Here is a 20,648-nt window from a genome sequence, read left to right on the forward strand (position 1 = left end):
GTGATGTTTTTCATCATTTCAGCATCTACATCCTGGATATATGGCAATTTCACGAGCTGTAGTGATGGATTTCATCATTTCAGTGTGATTGGAGCCATTGAGTGGCTCTGTAGTGATGTTTTTCATCATTCCAGAGCGTCTTGAAACCGTGAGTAGCTCTGAAGACACCCGAACCTCCATCTAAACTCAAAAATACCGCGAAGTAATCATTTTCTTCTTCGTGTAAAATTCGACGCCGTCTTTGCCATTCGCATGCAAATCGCCATAGAAAGAATCCTTCCAGCCTGAGAATGGGAAAAAGGCCATCGGCGCTGGCACGCCAACATTGACGCCGAGCATGCCAGCTTCAACTTCCTCGCGGAATTGGCGCACGGCCTTCGCATTCTCTGTGTAAATGACCGCTGAGTTCCCGAAGCGCGATTGATTCACTAAATCTAACGCGTCATTCAGATCCGCCGCACGGAATAACGATAAGACCGGCCCAAAAATCTCCTCTTTGGCAATCGTCATCTCTGGCTTCACATGATCGAATATCGTTGCTCCGAGGAAAAATCCCTCCCCCTCACACGCTTCCACTGTTCGCCCATCGATCAGCAACTCGGCTCCTTCCGCGATCCCTTTCTCGATATAGCCTGCGATTCGTGTTCGCTGCTCATCACGAATAATCGGAGTCATCGTGACCCGCTCCTCCATCCCACTGCCAAGCACCAACTGAGCAGCAGCCTCCGAAAGCCCGCGCACAAACGACTCTCCGTCCCCCACAACAACGACAGCTGAACACGCCATACAGCGTTCACCTGCAGAACCGAACGATGACATGACGATGTTCTCGATTGTTTTCTCTTGATGTGCATCAGGCATCACAATGTGATAGTTTTTGGCGCCTGCTAACGCTTGCACCCTTTTACCTGCAGCTGAGGCTCTTTCATACACATACTTGGCCACAGGTTGCGAGCCTACAAAGGATACGGCTTTAACCGAAGGTGACGTCGTTAGCGCGTTAACCACATCATGTGCGCCATGGACGACATTCAGCACGCCATCAGGAAGTCCTGCTTCTTGCAGCAGCGCAGCTAATTTCATCGCCGTCAGCGGTGTACGCTCCGATGGCTTTAAGACAAAGGTGTTCCCACAAGCAATCGCAAGTGGGAACATCCAGCATGGCACCATCATGGGGAAGTTAAAAGGGGTTATACCCCCGACAACGCCTAGCGGCACACGAAATAACTCGGAGTCCATTTCAGCAGAAATGTTAGCGAGCGTAGACCCCATCATATGAGAAGGTGCTCCGGCAGCAAACTCTACGCATTCGATGCCGCGCAGCACTTCACCAAGCGCTTCCTTATAACTCTTCCCGTTCTCTTTTGTGATCAATTCGGCAAGTTCATGCTCATGGGCCTGAAGCAACTGCCAATAATGAAACAACACACGAGCTCGTTTAGGAACAGGCGTTCTACTCCATGATTCATACGCATTTTGGGCAGCACTAACTGCACGCTCAACATCCTCGGCGGTCGATAGCGGCACACGCGCAATCACTTTACCCGTTGCAGGATTGAGCACATCACTCATTTCACCACCGATTGCATCCACCCATACGCCATTGATCAAATTTTGCAGGTCCGTCATCATCGATCATCTCCTGGGGCCATAAATTTTCTCCACATGTCATTGGACACATTGTATAATAGGGTTCATTCCCTTACTTTTCGCAATTTCGTTAACTTTCCTAACATGAAAGTGGTGATTTCGCCTGGTACAGACACTTTTACAATTAACCGTGCACGATATTTTGCAGCGCCCTCTCTTTCAAAAGGCAGAGGCGATTGCTACCGAAGAAGCATTGGCTCGTAAAGTTCGCTGGGTTCACATCATGGAAGTTACACAAGTTGGTCACCTTTTGAATGGAAATGAACTTATTCTTAGCACGGGGATTGGTTGGCAAGACAACGAGGAAACGAGTCTTTCGTTCCTTCGGCAACTGATTGACAGCGGAGCTTCAGGATTGTGTATCGAGTTAGGTACCTATACGAAACAGCCGGTTGAATGCATGAAGACGCTTGCCCTTCAAGCGAATTTCCCACTCATTTTTTTCCATGAGGAAGTTCGTTATATTGATATCACACAGGATTTACATACGCATTTCATACATCAGCATCACAAAATGGTATCCGATCTTGAATCGCTCTCAACGAAGCTTAATCAACTGCTCCTATCTGGCAAAGGTTTGCGGCCGCTACTTAAGCTATTGCAGGAGACGACACAAGCGCAGGTCGCCTTTTTCCCGTTCGATACGGATGTCGCGGTTTTCGTTCCCTCCTTACCAAAAGATGAGGGTGCTGCCTTTTATGAAAAATGGATATTCGGCGAAATATTTCACTTATCTGATGTCAAAAACAAGCTAGCCCATCGCCCCATCCTCGCACTAGAACATTTGTTCGCCGATCTACTTTTATATGCCGAACAAGAGCTGAGCGAGTTTCAAATTCTGGCTTTGGATCGATGCGCGACCGCCATTGCGCAAGAAATGATGCGTACCACCTATATCGAGGAGAAAACCCGCTTCAAACAGGATCAATGGATAACCGACTGGTTAAGCGGTAAGCATTCACTTCAGGATATTCGCGATTATGTCATGAACGTCAAGCCTGCCGTGAAGCTAGGCCCAGTTATCGTTTGCGTGTTCGATAAGACCGCAGGAAGCGATGGTTTCAAATCGCAAGAAACACTGCTATTTCAAAAACAAATGATCGCCCGCTCCCTGTTTGAGAGAGAAGGCTTTTATTTGCTACCTACGGTTTATGAGCAGCGTATTGTCTTCATCCTCATAGATCAAATGCCCACAGGAACTAGTCATGAGCGTATCCTGCGAACGATCCAACGCTTCCAAAAAACGCTAGATACGAATCTACTACCAACACTTTTGGGCATTGGCAAAGCCGTCAGCGACCCGCTTCAACTTCATGCCAGCTATGAATCCGCCTTAGAGACGTTAGAAATCCAAAAGGATATCGGCGTGCTCACGAAGCCCTTCTATCACGAACTGCACGTCTACAAGGTGATCTTGCTCATGAAGCAATCCGGTCAACTGACCGCGTTCATTGATGAGTATCTCGGAGATATTCTTACGTATGATCGCGAGAAGAATGGTCAGCTTTTGAGAACGTTGCACGTGTATTTAACGCTTTCCGGCTCGAAACAGGAAACAGCGAAGGAGCTGTTTATTGTTCGGCAAACGCTATACCATCGGCTAGACAAAATCGCCGCGATTCTCGGGGAAGATTTCATGCTACCGCAGAAGCGAATCGCGTTGGAGCTCGCGATGCATGGCTATGCGTATCTGAACGGAGCCATCCGTTAAGCTTTGGATTTGCCTTGCGACAATAGTACGTTGACGTAATACTTTCTAGCGTTGGCTGTCGTCAAATGAAGCCTAGCCGTTTCCCCGCCGGGGTGCTCGAGATCTAGCCACGCCCCTTCTAGATCCTCGAGCACGCCGACTATTTTGAATTTCTGTGCGACGAAGCCGTCAAGTTTATTTTTTTCCGCTTGAAAGAGCTCAAATTCAGACATAGGGGGCACCTCCCTGGACAGTTTCCTTCTCCGCTTTACTCACTTTGGACGACGACGAAACATATGTTCCCCTCTTGATGAATTGACCCTTTCCTGCCTCACCTACGAATTGTTTATCCCGAATAACGAACTCTCCACGAGATAGAACCGTCACAGGCTCCCCCGTTATTTCAAGCCCCTCAAAGGGATTATAATCCACGTTCATATGGTGGGTTTCGACCGAAATCGTACGCTTTGCATGCGGGTCAAAAATCACAATATCCGCGTCCCCGCCAACCGCAATCGTCCCCTTTTTCGGAAACAAACCAAATAGCTTCGCGCTTCGTGTCGACACGATATCTACGAACTGATTCAGCGTGATTCGACCTTTCCCTACCCCTTCAGAAAACAAGATGGAGAATCGGTCCTCGATGCATGGCCCACCGTTGGGAATTTTACTAAAGTTCCCGAGCCCTAAGTCTTTTTGACCGTTAAAATTAAACGAGCACTGGTCCGAGCCTACCGTCTGCAGCTGGCCTGTTTTCAACGCATTCCACAGCACGTCTTGGTGAAACTTCGGCCGTAACGGCGGAGACCACACGTATTTCGCGCCTTCGAAATCAGGCTTTTCCAGATACGTTTGATCAAGCATCAAATACTGCGGGCACGTTTCACCCCAGATATCAACACCGCGATTACGAGCCTCGGTAATCTGTTGCACAGCCTCTTCGCACGTCACATGAACCACATAGAGCTGAGAGTTGGCCAAATCCGTGAGCTTGGCAGCGCGTCCTGTCGCTTCTCCTTCGATCAAGGATGGCCGAGTCAACGCGTGATAAATCGGATCAGTCTGTCCCGCTTCGAGCGCTTCCTTGATTAAATACTCAATCACATCGCCGTTTTCTGCATGCACCATCACAAGAGCACCATGCTTTTTCGCCTCAAGCAAAGTACGATAGAGCGTCCCGTCATCCGCTTGGAAGACGTTCTTGTAAGCCATAAAAACCTTCAGAGAAGTGATGCCCTCGTCATGAATCATGGCCGGCAGCTCCGCAAGCACCTCATCGTTGATTTCCGCAATCATCAGATGAAAACTATAATCAATGACGGCTTTGCCTTTCGCTTTCTGATGCCACGTCTGAACAGACTGACTTAGCGGTTCCCCCTTATTCGTCAAGCAAAAATCGATCACTGTCGTCGTTCCACCGAATGCCGCAGCCCGTGTGCCCGTCTCGAAATCATCAGCTGTAACTGTCCCGCCAAAAGGCATATCCAGATGGGTATGCGGATCAATACCGCCAGGAAATACATATTTCCCAGTGGCATCAACAATTTCAGCATCCTTGCGTGTGAGGTTAAGTCCGATCCCCGTGATGATCCCATTCTCGATGAGAATATCCCCGTGATACTGATCTGATGCCGTGACAATTGTTCCATTCTTAATGAGCTTGGCCATGGCTACACAGCCTCCTTCTTATCGGCATTTTTACCCTCTGACAGCCTGCCAACGGCCTCTTGACGCTCGTTCCATGTCATTGGCTCCTCAGTTCCTGTCACCTCAACCATTGTGATCGCACCATCAACAGGACACACAATCGCGCATAAGTTACATCCTACACAGTCCTCTTCCCTCACTTGCAAAAAGGACTTCCCTTGATCATCCGTATGTCTCTCAATACATTGATGCGAGGTATCCTCGCAGGCAATATGGCACTTATTGCAGTTAATACACGTTTCTGTGTCGATCTTGGCAACCACGGCATAATTCAAATCCAAATTTCCCCAATCGGAGTAGCGCGGAACGGATTTTCCGATGAGCTCGGAGACACTGGCAAGGCCTTTTTCATCCAAATAGTTGTTCAGCCCATCAATCATGTCCTCTACAATCCGGAAGCCATGGTGCATGGCGGCAGTACAAACCTGTACGCCAGTTGCACCCATCAGCATAAATTCAACCGCATCACGCCAATTGGAAATGCCGCCAATGCCGGAAATCGGAATATTCACCCCTGGATTGCGCGCACAATCCGCGACCATGTGGAGAGCGATCGGCTTCACAGCAGGACCGCAATAGCCGCCGTGGGAACCTTTGCCGCCAACATGTGGAATGGTGTTCCACGAGTCGATATCAACACCAGCTAGCGAGTTAATCGTGTTGATGAGCGAAATCGCATCTGCCCCGCCACGTACTGCTGCTAGAGCCGTGCTTGTGATATCGGTGATGTTCGGCGTCAGCTTCACAATCACAGGTGTTTGTGCAGCTTCCTTCGCCCACATCGTTTGCGCCTCAACAAGGTCTGGCTGCTGCCCAGATGCCGCGCCCATGCCGCGCTCTGCCATCCCGTGCGGACAGCCGAAGTTCAGCTCAAGTCCGTCCACGCCTACGGCTTCGACCTTTTTAACGATCTCGTGCCATTTCTCTCGCTTGGGCTCGACCATTAGTGACACAACCAGCGCATGATTCGGAAAACGCTTCTTCGTTTCATATATTTCTTTGAGATTGACCTCAAGCGGACGGTCGGTAATCAGCTCGATATTGTTGAAGCCCGCCACACGTTGCCCATTAAAATGCACGGCAGCAAAACGTGAGGACGTATTGATAATCGGATCGCCAAGCGTTTTCCACACCGCGCCTCCCCATCCCGCTTCAAAAGCCCGCTGAACCTGATACCCCGTGTTCGTCGGTGGAGCCGATGCCAACCAGAACGGGTTGGGTGACACAATTCCAGCCAGATTCGTTCGTAAATCAGCCATGGTGAATCCCTCCTGATTCTGTAGTAACCCTACCTCAAGCTGACGCCTCTTGCCCTTTCACTAGCTGCTTATAAATCGCATACGCCGTTAGCTTACCTTGCTGGGCAGCCGATACCACCATCGCTTCGCCATGTCCATCGCCGAAGATCACATCGCCTGCCGCGTACACTTTCGGATTTGACGTCATCCCTGTGGCTGAATCAACCAATGTCACCGTGCCACGTGAATGTGCCAGCCCGAGCTGCTCTATGAGCGAAAGATGCTTCGTTTGGCCGATCGCTTTGATCACCGCCTCCACGTCGATGATGAATTCGGAGTCTGCAATAGGTACCGGTCGTTTGCGCCCACCCTCATCAGACTCCACGAGTTCCATCCTCACACATTCGATGCCAACGACGTTCCCCTGCGCATCACCGATGATCCGTTTCGGCGCCGTTAGCCACTGAAAAGCAACGCCATCGAGCTTCGCAAACTCGTATTCAAAATCATACGCCGTCATTTCCTGTTGCGTTCGTCGGTAAACGATCTGCACCTGTTCGGCGCCAAGCCTAACTGAACAAGTCGCCGCATCAATCGCGGTATTTCCCGCACCAATCACAGCCACCCGCTTCCCGATGAGAGACTCATCGAGATCTGGAGCGTTTTTCGTTGATTCCACGAAATCAATGGCATCATAGACGCCGGTCAATTCTTCTCCATCAATGCCAAGCATCGGTACCTTGGACATCCCAACTGCTAACACAACAGCATCGTAATCACTTAACAGCTCCGCAGGGCTTACATCAACACCGACTCGTGTGTTCATGCGAAACTCCACACCTAGCTGCCGTACTTGTTCAACCTCCCATAGCGAGATTTCCTGCGGCAGCCGGAACGACACGATGCCGTACGTATCCAAGCCACCTGCTTGTTCCTTCGCTTCGAACACCGTGACCTTAAAACCGAAGCGGGCTAGCTCACGAGCTGCGGAAAGTCCCGCAGGTCCGCTTCCTACGATAGCGACTGTTTTGCCGTTACTTGCACCCGCTTTAAATAAAATTTGCTCATTCTTAATCGCCCAATCGGTCGCGTAACGTTGTAATTGACCAATCAGGATAGGCTTGGACGAATGATTGAGTACACAAGCCCCTTCGCACAATTCCTCTGTGGGACATACCCTCGAACAAGAGGCGCCAACCGGATTGGCATCCATAATCGTTCGGGCGGAGCCTTTCAGATTACCAGAGGCAATCTTTTTTATAAAAGAAGGGATATCAATGCCTGTCGGACAGGCGTGCATGCAAGGAGCGTCATAACAGAACAAGCAGCGGTTAGATTCTTCGATCGCCTCTTTGGGCTTCATACCCGCCTTCACTTCGGCAAAATTACGCTTCAAATCCGTTAGCGAAATAAATGTCGTACTCATCTTCGCTCCTCCTCCCTCATTTACAGTTGCGTGATTTGATCATAAGTTTCCGGTCTGCGATCCCGATAAAACTGCGATCTGGCGGGCCGTCCGATAAAGAAGTTCCGTTCCCAATGTAATATCCTCTGGGCTAGCATATTCCTTGGGATTGTGACTAATGCCCTCGAGGCAGCGAACGAAAATCATGCCATAGTCGCACACGTAGGACATCGTTAGCGAATCATGGAAAGGGCCGCTCATGAGCTCTGGCGGCTTCATCCCCATCAGACCCGCTTCCTGGTGAAGCGTCTGTTTGATCCAATTCGCACAGTAGCGAGGTTCACTGTTCGTATCCTCTCGAATCGTATAGCTGAGCCCATGCTCACACGCTACGTTCTCGATGACACTGAGAAGCTCAGCTTCTAGCGCGTTACGCCGACAGATGTCGATGTCTCGTAGATCAATCGTGAAGCTGACCTTCTCAGGGATGATGTTACGGGAATCCGGAAATACCTGTATAGATCCGACCGTCCCGACAGTAGGCGTCCCTAGTTCCCGACGTACAAGTTCATTAAGTGCGACGATGATTTTGGCACTGCCGAGCAGTGCATCATGGCGCATCGACATCGGTACGGAGCCTGCATGGCCAGCGAAGCCCGTCATTTCCACGGTGAGCCATAATGGACCAGAAATCCCGCTAACGATACCAATTGGCTCATTCATCGACTCCAAGACAGGTCCCTGCTCGATATGCAGCTCTAGAAAAGCTCCGATTCGGCCTTCTTGGAACGTATATCCTTCAAAATCCACCGGATCACAGCCGAATTCCAGCAGTGCTTCACGGCGGGTGATACCGTTTTTGTCCGTCCGTTCCAATTCATCCACTTCCAGCTTACCGGTCATGCCCCTAACCCCGAACAATCCTTTGTTGAAGCGGCTGCCTTCTTCATCACAGAATGCGACAACTTCGATATTGCAAGCTGGAGTCACACCTTCCTCTATCATGGTTTGCACCGCTTCGATCGCGCCAAGCACACCGATTGCGCCATCGAAGCGCCCCCCATAGGGCTGCGAATCGACATGTGAACCAAGCATAAGTACAGGTGCCTGCGGATCACTCCCGCTCCATACGCCGATCAAGTTAGCGAAGGGATCGATATACGTTTCCATCCCTGCTTCCTCCATCCAAGATTTCACTAGCTCTACGCCAGCTCGATCTTCCTTAGATAGGGCAAGTCTGCAAACGCCCGTTTCACCTATTTTCCCAATTTGCGCCAGATCATGAATGTGTTGCCCTAGACGTTCTGCATTGATTTGGATCTGTGGCTTTGTCGACAAGTCCGATCATCCTTTCTCTAGCTCGTTACCAAACACCGTGAGTAAGGTTTCGATGATAAAATTCACATCCTCATCCGTAGAGGATAATGGAGGACTTAGCGTAACAATATTGGCGTAGCCAGGCACGGTATCCCCATTTTTACCGACGAGAAGTCCCTTGCTTTTGCATGCTAGAATAATGTTCGTTACTCGTTCTACTGAAGCGGGAAGCTTCGATTCACGATCCTCCACCAACTCAATGCCCATGGCTGATCCGAAAATGCGAATTTCCCCAACGTGCGGATGCTGTTGCAACGGCTCTAACCGAACTCTGAACGCATTCCCGATGTCAGCCGATCGTTGAACCAGACCCTCACGCTCGATAATCTCAAGATTCGTTAATGCCACCTTACAGGAAACGGGATTTCCACCAAACGTATTGATATGTCTAAAATGGCTCGTTGCCTCTTTCTCTTTGAAAGAGGCATATAATTCGGCCGATACAGCTGTTGCAGAAAGCGGTGAATATGCGCTTGTTAAGCCTTTGGCCATCGTGACGATGTCCGGTATCACCTTGTAATTCTGATGCCCGAAGGGCTTGCCCGATCGACCAAAACCGCATATGACTTCATCTACGATAAGCAAAACATCATATTTATCACAAATGCTCCTAACCATAGGTAAATACGCATCGGGTGGAACAAGCATTCCCCCGCCTGTAATAACGGGCTCCAGGATCACTCCGGCAACGGAATCCGCGCCCTCCCAAACGATGGCATTCTCAATCGCTTTGGCACACTCTAAGCTGCAGGTATCTTTCGTCTGTCCGAAAGGACACCGATAACAATATGGAGGAGGTACATGCTGGAAGCCAACACCAAGCGGTTCGTATTTCAACTTACGCTGGGCTTGGCCCGTTGCGCCCAAGGCACCCATGGAATTCCCATGATAGGCACGATGGCGGGCGATGAACTTATGTTTACTCGGTTTTCCATTCTGATGGTGATATTGACGAGCAATTTTGAACGCGACTTCATTGGCGTCTGACCCCGAATTGGAGTAAAAAATGCGATACTCCCCTTCGAGCCACTCATTTAATTTGGCCGCTAACTCAATGGCGGGGATGTGGGATTGTATCAGCGTCGCATAAGCGATCTTCATCATTTGCTCAGCGGCTGCTTCAGCAATCTCTCTCCTGCCATGACCGACATTCACACACCATAATCCCGACATGCCATCTAAATAACGATTGCCATCGATATCTGTCACCCAGCTGCCCTCGCCGGAAGCGACGATCATGGGATTCTCATTATGCGCCGACATATGGTGCCACACATATTTGCGATCTTTCTGGAGCAACTCCTCCTTATTCAATGGATCAACGTCTCCCTGAGCACTCATACGTAGTCCCCTCCAGTTGATAAAACAAGGATCACAAAAAACAGATAACCTCCACGATCCATGAATTTATCAGTTCGTCTTATATCCGTTTTCTCTTATTATATTTCTATGTCCGAACAGAGGATGTCATCCCTAGCTTTTGTTGTTATTTTTCATTGGTAGATTAGGTTTTGCCAGAGTGGTTTGTTGGGGTTAGAAGGTGAATTGAAACTTTAGCTTATTAAAAGAATGTTAATCCTCTGAGGGTTCATTACCCTCGTAAACAGACTTTCGAATAGCACCTTTTAATTCATGAAAAAGTGGGGATTCTCGCGTTTGCAGGGTACGAGGTTCACCTAATGGGACTTGGTGGATCGCATGCACACGACCTGGATTTGCGGATAATACGATGATCCGATTAGAGAGGAATACGGCTTCGGTAATGCTGCGAGTGACGAAAACGATGGTTTTGTTCATTTTTTTCTTCATTTCTAGTAAATCCAATTGTAATTTGTCCTTCGTAAATTCGTCTAACGCGGAGAATGGTTCATCCATGAACAGAATGGGTGGATCGAGGGATAACGCTCGTGCCATGGCTACTCTCATCTGCATACCGAGACTGAGCTGCCATGGGTAATAGTCTTTAAACTTCGTTAAACCTACTGTGTCTAGCAGCTGGTCTACTCTTTCTCGATACGTGTGGCGAGATTGTTCGAGAACTTCAAGCGGAAGCTCGATATTCTCTCGCACAGTTCGCCATTCAAACAAGTTGGGGGTTCGAAAAATAATACCAAACTTTCGGCGCAACCGCACCTCTTTGGGATGTTCCTTTTGAATCGTAATCTGACCACTGGACGGCTGAAGCAGATCAGCCATAAGTCGAAGTAACGTAGATTTGCCACAGCCTGAAGGCCCAAATAAGGAGACGAATTCATTCTGGCCTACATCGAAGGTGATATCCTGAAGGACAGTCACTTGCCTTCCTTTTTTACCGAAAACCATACCGACGCATTCTAACGAAATTTCCACTTTCTGACCGGAAAAGTCTGAATTCATCGGGCTCCTCCTTATTTACGCTTGCATATGCGTTATATGTCTGTCAGTATTGATAACCTTATATGTTATATTATATAACGATTTTATGAATTTTCACTATACAAAGTGTTCCTAAATCATCTTCTTCATTTGACATAGTGTAAAATTGGAAACCTATACCTCTATTCATAAAAGGATAATTGAATACATAACTAATATTATGTAAACAATTTTTCCGTCCTCTCTTCTATAGCCAAATTTCGCAAGCAATCCAAACGTGAATTCGCTAAGTATTTAAGAAGGCGTTATCATTACTATTCCTGTTAAGACACCACTTAAATGATGCGCACTATTGGGGAGAACGTCGCTCAATCAACTAGAAATGAAAAATAGCCGCGGTGACTGCCGTCGGCTTTCTTTGTTTTAATCATTTTCAAGCGCTGTCAGGCTGTGACAGTAGGTTCAAGTACCGTAAGTTTGTTTGTATACGTATCCAGTTCAACCATGGCCCCAATGGGAATCGCTGCTTTGTAAATGCCGTGAGCTGTACTCAAATTAGTCATTAGAGGCTTGCCTAATGGAGCAATTAAACCGACAAATAGATCATTATAAGTCGTAGAATACGAAACAGAACAATCCGTACATTGTCCCATCACGATCCCGACGCAATCTCGAAATTTCCCCGCCATAATCAACTGCGTTAGATAGCGGTAGATCGCATTCGTTGGTTCATGAGTCTCTTCAATAACGATTATCTTCCCTTTTGTATTTACTTCGAACGGAGTTCCTAGTGTTCCTACAAACGATGTAAGGTTGCCGCCAACGATTGGCCCTCTTACTATACCTTTCACAAGGCTATGCATTTGCATGCCTGTTGGATTTTGAATGACTCTGGGACTCACAAGCGTTGATGTTGCAGCATAAAATTGATCGAAGTTATAAGCCGGTGTACTTGAATTAAAATCAATCAATAATAGGCTTTGAAACGTAATTAAATTGGCAAATTGATAAAGGATATTTAATAAGATCGTAATATCACTATATCCCGTTACGATTTTAGGATTGCTATTTATGATGGTGTAATCCAGATAGGGCAAAATATCCTTAACCCCCGTACCTCCTCTTGAAGGCAGAATCATACTCACATTCGGATTGACAAACATGTTCATAAGATCATCCGCTCGCTGCTGTGCTGTAGCCGCAACGATCCCCCCATAAACGTAGGCGTATTTACCCACAATAACTTTGTAACCCATTTGTTCAAGCGTCTGAATCCTTGCATCAATCGTGCTTGCGTCAAGTGGACTTCCTAACGTAACAATACCAATCGTAGCTCCACTTTGTAATATGGGGGGGCGTATTGCCATACGTATACCTCCTACCCAAACCATCGTCTAGAAATGGAAAACCTCATCTTTGCCTTATATGCACCGTTTTATCGAAATATGACACCTAAATCCCCATACCAACTGGAATAAATGCAGATACCCGATTCATCGCATCCTGTTTTTGTTTATCCCCTACATGCGTATAAATCTGCGTTGTTTGAATGCTCGCATGTCCGAGCAGCTCTTGCAGCGTCCGGATATCCGTCCCGGCAAGCACTTGCATCGTGGCGAACGTATGCCTTAGCTTATGGCTGGAAAATGACTTGCCTTGCAGCTCGATGTACTGCACTTTCAATTGGCCGAAATGCTTTTCGGCAATTGTTTGAATCATTCGGATGCTAATGCGTCGACCGAATTGGGATACAAAGAAAGGCTGCTCCGCCCCGCTCTTCGCTTCCATACGTTCAACAAGTGCACGTTGGAGCACGTGAACGATTTCGTTCGGAAGCGGGATTACACGCCACTTCCGCCCTTTACCTAGGACCATCAACGAATTCGTTCCTCGGTTGAAGTCCGAGATATTCAATCGGTGGAGCTCACTGACCCGCAAGCCTGCATAGCTCATCAATAGGAACATCGCCACATTGCGAATCTGGTATTTCCCTTCGATGGATTGCAAAAAGACAGATAGCAGCTCCTCACTTAGAAAGGTCGGAACTGGATTTTTCTCCACCTTCGATTTCTTAACTGTCATGGAAGGATTGTGAACGACAATCTGCAGCTCAACAAGCGCTGCGAAAAATGTGCGTATCGAGGAGAGGTACCGATTCCTCGCTGCATCCCCTGCGCCACCCTGACGCATCCTCGTCAAGAAACGCATAATATCAATTGCCTCGATCGTCGGCAAAGCTTTCTCTCCGAGGCTCGATAAAAATAAACGCACATCCCCAAGGTACGCTTGCTGTGTTCGTTTCGTAAACCCCTGATCCTTCATCCAGGAGTCAAAAAGCTCCAAATACTCATCATCATAGGCTAGATTAGTGTCCATGCTGTCAATCTCCGTCCGTTACAAACTAAATTGCGTTAAATATAGATTTAGTGCAATTTTTATAAACAAAAAATAAAAACATCATGGGTGAGTTGCACACTCAAAGTATACATGATGTCTTTTAATAATCTTGTTTATTTAATCGTCTAGCTTGATGTACTATCGTAATTATTTCCACGTCTTGTGATTGTAATCTATATATCATTCGATAATTCTTATAAATTTTTTTCTCGCGTCTTTTGATCTTTAAATTCAGGAACAACCCTTCCAGATAGTGGAAATTCGAGTATCGTGGTCACTTCTTCAATTAATTCTTTAATAAACTTTCGAGCATGATCAATTGAATCTTGTTGAATATACTCATATATTATCTCCAAATCTGCAATAGCCCTAGGAGACCAGATTAATTGAGCCATTTACTAATTCTCTCCATCGCTTCTTCATGCTTTATTCCTTTTCCTTCATCTAATTCCCTTACTCCTTCTTCGATCCGTGCCCGAACATAAAGCTTATATAATATATCCTCAATCGTGGCATTGTCTGGTAGTTCCTGAATCAATTTTATGACATCTCCTTTGATGCTCATCATTAGGTCACCTCAGTTTAATTAGTTTTGTTGACTCCATTATAATTCATTAGTGGTTTTAAGGTGTTTACATAATTAGTAATCTCGAAGTTTCCTTTTTTCAAAGTATTTGAAAAAAGAGGCTTGTAAAGTCTTTTTAGACCTTATAGCCCCCCCCCCCGATTCTTTCGGTCAATCCCTCGGATACTCCACCTTCATAATATCCATAAAAGGCACCTTATCCAACTCGCCTTTACAATCCATATGTACTCTGCCCGTACGTGAATCCATCGTCGCGATCGTGCCGCGCACCGTTTCTTCGCGTCCCCACACGGTCAGCACAATCTCGGAATTTTCCATCTTCGCTTCGGACAGTTGGTTCCCGATTTCTTCTAGTACGAATTCATCTCGCGTAGGCCGCTTCGCTACTTTTGCTTTTGCCATGCTCTGTTCTCCTCCATGATCCGTCAGGTAGACGGCGTAATGATCTCCTTCACGCGACCTACTTGGCCATCCGTGAGTCTTACTTTTATACCATGGGGATGTGTAGTTGAGTTCGTTAATAAATCCTTCACGATCCCGCGTGTAAGTTTCCCGCTTCGTTGGTCTTGCTTTAACACAATGTTCACTTCTCTGCCAGGTACAACATCTTTCCGATTTTGTCCATTCATGCTGCTTATGTCGCCTGCTTTCATGCCATAGTGTGATTTATTATACCATAGTTTCCTCATCTACCCCATCCCGATCAAGGATTTTACCACGAATATTTAATTAATGACATTAATAATTTATCTCATTAAATTAAAAAATTGCACATAAATGTCGGGATTTGTCTCTTGAATGTATCGTATATCTCACCAAGCCGATGTTGTCCATCCATCAATGATGCTTTTCCTTTACAAATTATTCTTCAAAATTGAGGTCTTAGCTTATCGTATGTGGTAAATTCTTTCCTTGTTTACGTAACCCAGCTCCATTTTTCAACCAAGTCATTATTTTACTCATCAGTAGCACTTAGTGGTTGCTTGTTTAAAAACATAATCGAGCCAAATTCTAGTTGGATCATCAATATTACTTGCCCAACTAAGTCTGTTCATTTTCTAGATCTAATCTTTCCAACGCCCTTTGCTTGCCACTTGTAGTCTATTGCAATACTGCAATACTCTTACTGCTGAATGGCTTTCGTGACAAGTTCGGCGTAGAACTTCGCCCCCTCCTGTTTAAGGTGAACGCCGTCTTCACTGAAGTAATTATCCTTTCCTTGACTTGATGAATACCAGTCTACAAGTGTAGCATTCTGATAATCTGCAGAGACTTCCTTTAGTGCTGAATTGACTGTGTCTTGCCATTTTTTCGGAACACGAGTATTCACAAGTACGATTTGCTGAACTTCACCGAGTGATGTAAGTAATTTTCGTAGTTCTTTGCTGTTAAACGGCCCGTTGGTACCTAGCTCAATAATAACCCGACTGCCAAGTTTTCCGTTCGCTTTGAGCTGATCGACTACTTCTTGAGCTTGTGACATTTGCCTGCCAACCTTGCCATCGATCACGATGCCTGGCAGACTTTTTTCCAGGAAGGGAGCGGCATCAAGGATAACTGAATCGCCAATAGCTGTAACCCCAGTATTGGACTCTTTCTTGGTGATTGGGGTGTTCATTATCTGATCTTTAGGATTAGGAGTATTAGGTAATTCAGCTAGTGCATTTATTGATTCCTCATTTTTAGAATGTGACGAAGTATCGGATTGATCTTTCATATTTTGAATAGCAGTTTCTGAAGTTGCTTTGACTGAAATGGACGAATCCACTTTGTTGCTGCAGGATACAGATAAAAATAGGAGTGGACTTACTGTGATAATAAATAACAGTTGACGATATATTAGCTTCGGATTCATATTCATTTTCCCCCATATTTTTCCTATTAAACCATTGCGTATAGGTTCCTCGATGTATCTCCATGATAATGATGCAAGAAGTAGACTAGCCACTATTTGAAAAAAAATACGAATAATGCCCGAGGAACCGGTCTCAATAGTAGGACTAGTTAGAATGATGACAGGGTAATGCCAAATATAAAGACTATAGGAGCGAACGCCGATCCAGCGCAAAAGACCACATCCCATGTGCTTTGCAAGGCGGCTTGCCGGATGGGCGAGTACTGCGACTACAATCGCAGATATGATAGAGAAAAACATAAGTCCGCCATAGTAGAGATAGTCTCCGTATTCATTGGTTCGCCAAATCATAAGAATGATGATGAATAATCCAATTCCTCCAGTCAAATCCAAGAGATTTCGAGATCTACGAGATATATTAGCAGCTATATTCTGACTTGGCCAGACGATGGCAAGAGCGGCGCCAATAAGCAGAGCAAATATTCTGGTGTCAGTGCCGTAGTAAACTCGACTTGGATCCATTCCCGGTACGTAGATCATCGCCATAACTAGTACCGAAACAGCTGCACCAACAAGTGTGAGTAAGAAAACTTTGCCTCTTTGAGGTACAGTACGCAACAGAATGATAAGAACTAATGGCCATATAATGTAAAACTGCTCCTCAACTGCTAAAGACCAAAGATGTCCGATAGGAGAAGGAGGGCCAAAACTTTCAAAATACGATACCTTATGGAAAATAAGCCACCAGTTATTGAAATAAAGCGTTGCTGAAAGAAAGTCGATTTTCAATGCGATTAATCGGGATTTGTCAACCAGGATCAACCAAATGGCAACAAAGGCTAACATTGTGAACATAGCTGGCAGCAATCGACGCGCTCGTCTAATCCAGAATTCTTTCAGATCAAGACTTTTGTTTCGTTTCCACTGCGTGATGAGTTGATCCGTGATCAGGTAACCGGACAGAACAAAGAAAATCCCGACCCCCAAGAGCCCCCCAGAAGCCCATTTAAAGTTGAAATGATAAGCAATTACTGCCATTACAGAAAGTGCTCTAAGTCCATCCAATCCCGGCATGTAACGTTTAACTCTAGAACTATGCTTAACCATACGCTGTCTTCTTTTGTTGTTATGATGAAATGTTCCCAAGGTGCCTTTCATTGTCCTCAATCCCTCGCCTTAATTTATTTTAATATCGATAAGACGAACGATTAGTTTAAAAAGTTTGCATGTAAATTTCACTACATTTATGTCTAAATTAGTTCGAATCAGTTTTACTAGCACCACAAACTTTTTGTTAAACTTAATCGTCTTACTGTTGTAGACGCGCTACATCAAGAAGGGGATATTAATTAAATGATAAATACCGCATTTGATTATCTAAGAAAACAGAAAAAGATTCAGGTTGTAGATGTAGAGGATTCGTATCACTACCCAAAGATGATGTCTACCAAAATATAGATCTGGAGACAGCGCTGGATAATTGCCTGTAATGGCCTGAATAAAAACGAAGGGGATCATCTTTGAGTAAAAAGCGGATATGTAGTAAAATCCGATAACGATTGAAAACCAGATTCCTTGTAGATATCCCGTATCACATTCGATAGTGTACAAGACAAGAAGGTTATGGGTAGCCGGTGAAAATAATAGAGGAGTGATGTCATGAATCCAGTCATTGGTTTTTGATATTTCAAAGGGAAAGAGCCATGCACGAGATTTTTTAGAGCGTGGAGTACCTAATAATCAGTTTTTGGATGACACCACTATCTGAACATCATCACTGAATTTAGGCAATCTAACACGACAACATGAATCTTTAACGGGCATGTATGTCCAAGTAAACCTGCAGTTTCAGTCTATTTTAGATCAAGTTTCCCTTGAATATCACGGTCTGTTTGGTGACCTTTATTCAAAAATGTCCCTGCAATTTCTGGTTTTACATCCAACGTCTAGAGAGGTCCTAGAAATGTCCGACACGGAGATTACAACTGCAATCGGGCGTCTTACTGGACGTAGCAAATCAGTCTCATGGTGCTTGGAACGCGTTTGATCTAATCCAATCATTACCCGGTATTGGCACGGGAAATCATCGTTTTGATCACACAAAGAAACTGGTTGCCTTTATTGGTGTTGATCCAAGTGTTTTCTTCGTCTGAGGACAATTAATTCAAGTGCACCGTAAAAGACTGTTTGTTCAGCGTCTTAAACGTAAATCCTTTCTTCTGCAGTCCCTCGATTATTTCGGGTAGCGCCTGTACAGTGGTTTTCTTATTGCCCACATCGTGCAGGAGGACGATGATGTCCTTCTTCCCTTCGCTTTCTTTGAGCACTGTACGTGCTCTTGTCTTGCACTGACTCCTCTGCATCTTTCCCGTCGACGTTCCAGTCGAAGTATGCGTAGCCCTGTCGAGTAACTTCCTCGATAAGTTTGTCCATGATGCCTAACCCACCCGATTTGCGGCTGACCGTATTGTTTGATCCACCTGGAAAACGAAGAATTTCCGACATATTTCCAATTGTCCTCTCGAGTTGATTCGAGAGTTTATTCAAATCCGCCTGGTAAGCAGCGACGGAGTCGTAAACATGCGCATTATCATGCGAAAACCCATGCAATCCGATGACATGACCTTCCTTAGCGATCCGTTTGCAAAGTGCGATCTCTTCTTTTTTTTCATTCCGTTCACAAAAAATGTTGCTTTGATACCATATTCTTTCAACGTTTCCAAAATCGGTTCAGTATTCGTTGAGGGGCCGTCATCAAAAGTCAGGTACGCTTCTTTTTTACTGGACATGGACGACTGTGGCCGTGGAGTTGCGACGGGTACCGCTTCATTTTTACTAGACGTGGACGACTGTGGCCTTAGAGTTGCGATGGGTAACGCTTCTTTTATCTATGAAGTGGGACTTGGGGAAGAGACGGCGGACTCCTTTATCGATCCATTATGGTTTGATGTGCTCGAATTCGTCCTTGGCACAGCTTCAGAATGGCAGCCACATACGATTACCGATATCAATATAAGTAGAAGTATGGCTAATACCTTGTTCTTAGCATATTTCTAACCTCCTAGTTTTCAAGTATTTCTTATAATTTTCTTGAATACCTTTTTTTATCCACCGGGGTAGCGCCTGCTTTATGTAGGCACTTTTGTGTCATTGGACATCCACACGTTTAATGACATTCTTCTCTGCTGATTCAACGCTTTTTTTTGAAAAATAGGGGATTAACAAGGCACTTGAGAAACTAAAGATCATCACAGCCTTAAATACGTATCCATCAAAGTCCTGAATCCCGAGGATCAACGCCAGCAGGAACATTCGTGAAATAACAAGGATGAGCTCCCGCCATACCATCACGCGCGTTTGATGAACCGGCTCTAATTGATAGGTCGCAAGAAATTGCCTAGCGCTCCAAATCGTAAAGAAGAAAAACAATCCGATCGTCGTTAAAATGTTGGATAGAATGAGAATCAACGGTGTTGGGAATAAGGCTAATAGGAAACCAACTGCCGCGGCTCCCATGCCAAAGGTTAACCAATTGTTGTCACTTATCTGACGAGTACGACTAAACCGGCGATAAATGAATACACATGCAACGGTGAATGTCGTATACATGATTTGCAGTAAGGCGATGTTGAGCTTATCTTGCGTGACCGAAAAGGTGAAAATCAGCGAGAAAATGCCTTGAAACTGTATAAAAAACCCGCCAGCAACAAGCGATGGAATCATCCATTTCAGCTGCGGTGTTGTGAATATTTGGCCCATGCCGAACTTACGAAACACAGGCTCTTTCGCATCTTTCAAGGAAATTGGTGGTACGAAATAGGAAGTGAAAATCATAAGTGCGATGAAGATGAACATGATAAAGAAGGAAGCAGTAAAGCCCAACCACTTAATAATAACCGCGAATAGCAATGGATTTAGGAAAGAAATCGCTTGACCGATCACATTCGTAGCCGAGAAAAAAGCGGTAAACTCCTTCCCTTTTCCGAAAAGGGAGATCCCCATATTTTGTGCAGCTCCGTATAGGCCATTCGTAAGTCCAACGGGAATTGCGATTAATGTAATGTATAGGATTTTCGGCTCAAAATGCACCCAAGAAAGAAGGACGAAGGTGATACCCGCACCAATAGCAGCAACTCGCATCACGGAGCCAATCGTGAACTTGGATAAGAGATTCGCACCGAACATAAAAGCAACTCCCCATGCAAGAAACATAATGAGGTTGAACCACGCAACGTCGAAGATTTGATTTCCTTTTTCCCAAATAAAAAGGTTTATAAATATCCCCATATAGTTAAAGATAATCCCAGAACTTACACTCATCAGTAATAATCGTTTTAGCGCGGTCGTCATGTTGTACTCACTTTCTGAACAAAATTTTGGTAAACTAG

The 20,648-nt window shown here is 45.7% G+C and carries 19 protein-coding genes and 2 pseudogenes; 3 read left to right on the plus strand and 18 right to left on the minus strand.

Annotated elements, in window-relative coordinates; genetic code table 11:
• Positions 1-186: 186 nt before the first annotated feature.
• Positions 187-1,632, minus strand: coding sequence for a CoA-acylating methylmalonate-semialdehyde dehydrogenase (locus AC58PQ_RS12520; protein ID WP_497242274.1), 1,446 nt, complete (start codon positions 1,630-1,632; stop codon positions 187-189).
• 148 nt (positions 1,633-1,780) lie between these two features.
• Here AC58PQ_RS12520 and AC58PQ_RS12525 point away from each other — a divergent pair, with 148 nt between their 5' ends.
• Positions 1,781-3,361 (plus strand): PucR family transcriptional regulator, encoded by a 1,581-nt coding sequence (locus AC58PQ_RS12525; RefSeq protein ID WP_497242275.1) that lies wholly within the window; start codon positions 1,781-1,783, stop codon positions 3,359-3,361.
• On the opposite strand, the gene AC58PQ_RS12530 is transcribed toward AC58PQ_RS12525, so the two are convergent.
• From AC58PQ_RS12530 to AC58PQ_RS12595, 14 genes are all read right to left on the minus strand, one after another.
• On the minus strand, positions 3,358-3,573 hold the full coding sequence (locus AC58PQ_RS12530) for a hypothetical protein (protein WP_497242276.1): 216 nt from the start codon (positions 3,571-3,573) through the stop codon (positions 3,358-3,360). The two genes, AC58PQ_RS12525 and AC58PQ_RS12530, sit on opposite strands and share 4 nt — an antisense overlap.
• Complete coding sequence (hydA, locus tag AC58PQ_RS12535) at positions 3,566-5,008, minus strand: dihydropyrimidinase (RefSeq protein WP_497242277.1); 1,443 nt, start codon at positions 5,006-5,008, stop codon at positions 3,566-3,568. The genes AC58PQ_RS12530 and hydA overlap by 8 nt, the downstream gene beginning before the upstream one ends.
• A gap of 2 nt (positions 5,009-5,010) precedes the next feature.
• Entirely contained in the window at positions 5,011-6,306 is a 1,296-nt protein-coding gene (preA, locus tag AC58PQ_RS12540; RefSeq protein ID WP_497242278.1) for an NAD-dependent dihydropyrimidine dehydrogenase subunit PreA, read from the minus strand.
• Between the two features lie 34 nt (positions 6,307-6,340).
• On the minus strand, positions 6,341-7,711 hold the full coding sequence (locus tag AC58PQ_RS12545) for an NAD(P)-dependent oxidoreductase (protein WP_497242279.1): 1,371 nt from the start codon (positions 7,709-7,711) through the stop codon (positions 6,341-6,343).
• Positions 7,712-7,750: 39 nt separating this feature from the next.
• The gene (locus AC58PQ_RS12550) at positions 7,751-9,028 is read right to left on the minus strand and encodes a M20 family metallo-hydrolase (protein ID WP_497242280.1); all 1,278 of its coding nucleotides are present in this window, start codon (positions 9,026-9,028) and stop codon (positions 7,751-7,753) included.
• Positions 9,029-9,034: 6 nt separating this feature from the next.
• Complete coding sequence (locus AC58PQ_RS12555; RefSeq protein ID WP_497242281.1) at positions 9,035-10,408, minus strand: aspartate aminotransferase family protein; 1,374 nt, start codon at positions 10,406-10,408, stop codon at positions 9,035-9,037.
• Positions 10,409-10,639: 231 nt separating this feature from the next.
• Complete coding sequence (locus AC58PQ_RS12560; protein WP_497242282.1) at positions 10,640-11,443, minus strand: ABC transporter ATP-binding protein; 804 nt, start codon at positions 11,441-11,443, stop codon at positions 10,640-10,642.
• A 422-nt stretch (positions 11,444-11,865) separates the two neighbouring features.
• The gene (locus AC58PQ_RS12565; RefSeq protein ID WP_497242283.1) at positions 11,866-12,789 is read right to left on the minus strand and encodes a S66 peptidase family protein; all 924 of its coding nucleotides are present in this window, start codon (positions 12,787-12,789) and stop codon (positions 11,866-11,868) included.
• Positions 12,790-12,874: 85 nt separating this feature from the next.
• Positions 12,875-13,798: a tyrosine-type recombinase/integrase gene (locus AC58PQ_RS12570; protein ID WP_497242284.1), complete on the minus strand. Its 924-nt coding sequence runs from the start codon at positions 13,796-13,798 to the stop codon at positions 12,875-12,877.
• 215 nt (positions 13,799-14,013) lie between these two features.
• The gene (locus AC58PQ_RS12575; RefSeq protein ID WP_497242285.1) at positions 14,014-14,214 is read right to left on the minus strand and encodes a type II toxin-antitoxin system RelE/ParE family toxin; all 201 of its coding nucleotides are present in this window, start codon (positions 14,212-14,214) and stop codon (positions 14,014-14,016) included.
• A complete protein-coding gene (locus AC58PQ_RS12580) occupies positions 14,202-14,387 on the minus strand; it encodes a hypothetical protein (protein ID WP_497242286.1) in 186 nt (61 codons plus the stop codon). The genes AC58PQ_RS12575 and AC58PQ_RS12580 overlap by 13 nt, the downstream gene beginning before the upstream one ends.
• Positions 14,388-14,555: 168 nt before the next feature.
• Positions 14,556-14,807 (minus strand): YolD-like family protein, encoded by a 252-nt coding sequence (locus AC58PQ_RS12585; RefSeq protein ID WP_173108267.1) that lies wholly within the window; start codon positions 14,805-14,807, stop codon positions 14,556-14,558.
• A 23-nt stretch (positions 14,808-14,830) separates the two neighbouring features.
• Entirely contained in the window at positions 14,831-15,034 is a 204-nt protein-coding gene (locus AC58PQ_RS12590) for a YwbE family protein (protein ID WP_497242435.1), read from the minus strand.
• A gap of 494 nt (positions 15,035-15,528) precedes the next feature.
• The gene (locus AC58PQ_RS12595) at positions 15,529-17,418 is read right to left on the minus strand and encodes an acyltransferase family protein (RefSeq protein WP_497242287.1); all 1,890 of its coding nucleotides are present in this window, start codon (positions 17,416-17,418) and stop codon (positions 15,529-15,531) included.
• A gap of 610 nt (positions 17,419-18,028) precedes the next feature.
• On the opposite strand from AC58PQ_RS12595, the pseudogene AC58PQ_RS12600 reads away from it, so the two are divergent.
• Positions 18,029-18,191: pseudogene (locus AC58PQ_RS12600) on the plus strand (IS110 family transposase); the annotation flags it as partial.
• 334 nt (positions 18,192-18,525) lie between these two features.
• Here AC58PQ_RS12600 and AC58PQ_RS12605 read toward each other — a convergent pair.
• Together AC58PQ_RS12605 and AC58PQ_RS12610 are read right to left on the minus strand one after the other, a co-directional pair.
• Positions 18,526-18,765, minus strand: a complete 240-nt coding sequence (locus tag AC58PQ_RS12605; RefSeq protein ID WP_497242440.1) for a hypothetical protein — start codon at positions 18,763-18,765, stop codon at positions 18,526-18,528.
• A 6-nt stretch (positions 18,766-18,771) separates the two neighbouring features.
• A pseudogene (locus tag AC58PQ_RS12610) lies at positions 18,772-19,049 on the minus strand (polysaccharide deacetylase family protein); the annotation flags it as partial.
• Positions 19,050-19,128: 79 nt separating this feature from the next.
• Here AC58PQ_RS12610 and AC58PQ_RS12615 point away from each other — a divergent pair.
• Positions 19,129-19,317 carry a hypothetical protein gene (locus tag AC58PQ_RS12615; protein WP_497242288.1) on the plus strand — a complete coding sequence of 63 codons (189 nt, stop codon included), beginning with the start codon at positions 19,129-19,131 and terminating at the stop codon, positions 19,315-19,317.
• 90 nt (positions 19,318-19,407) lie between these two features.
• Here the strand turns inward: AC58PQ_RS12615 and AC58PQ_RS12620 are convergent, their stop codons facing one another.
• Positions 19,408-20,610, minus strand: a complete 1,203-nt coding sequence (locus AC58PQ_RS12620; protein WP_497242289.1) for an MFS transporter — start codon at positions 20,608-20,610, stop codon at positions 19,408-19,410.
• Positions 20,611-20,648 lie beyond the last annotated feature (38 nt).

This window comes from Paenibacillus sp. J22P143 (genome assembly GCF_059692035.1).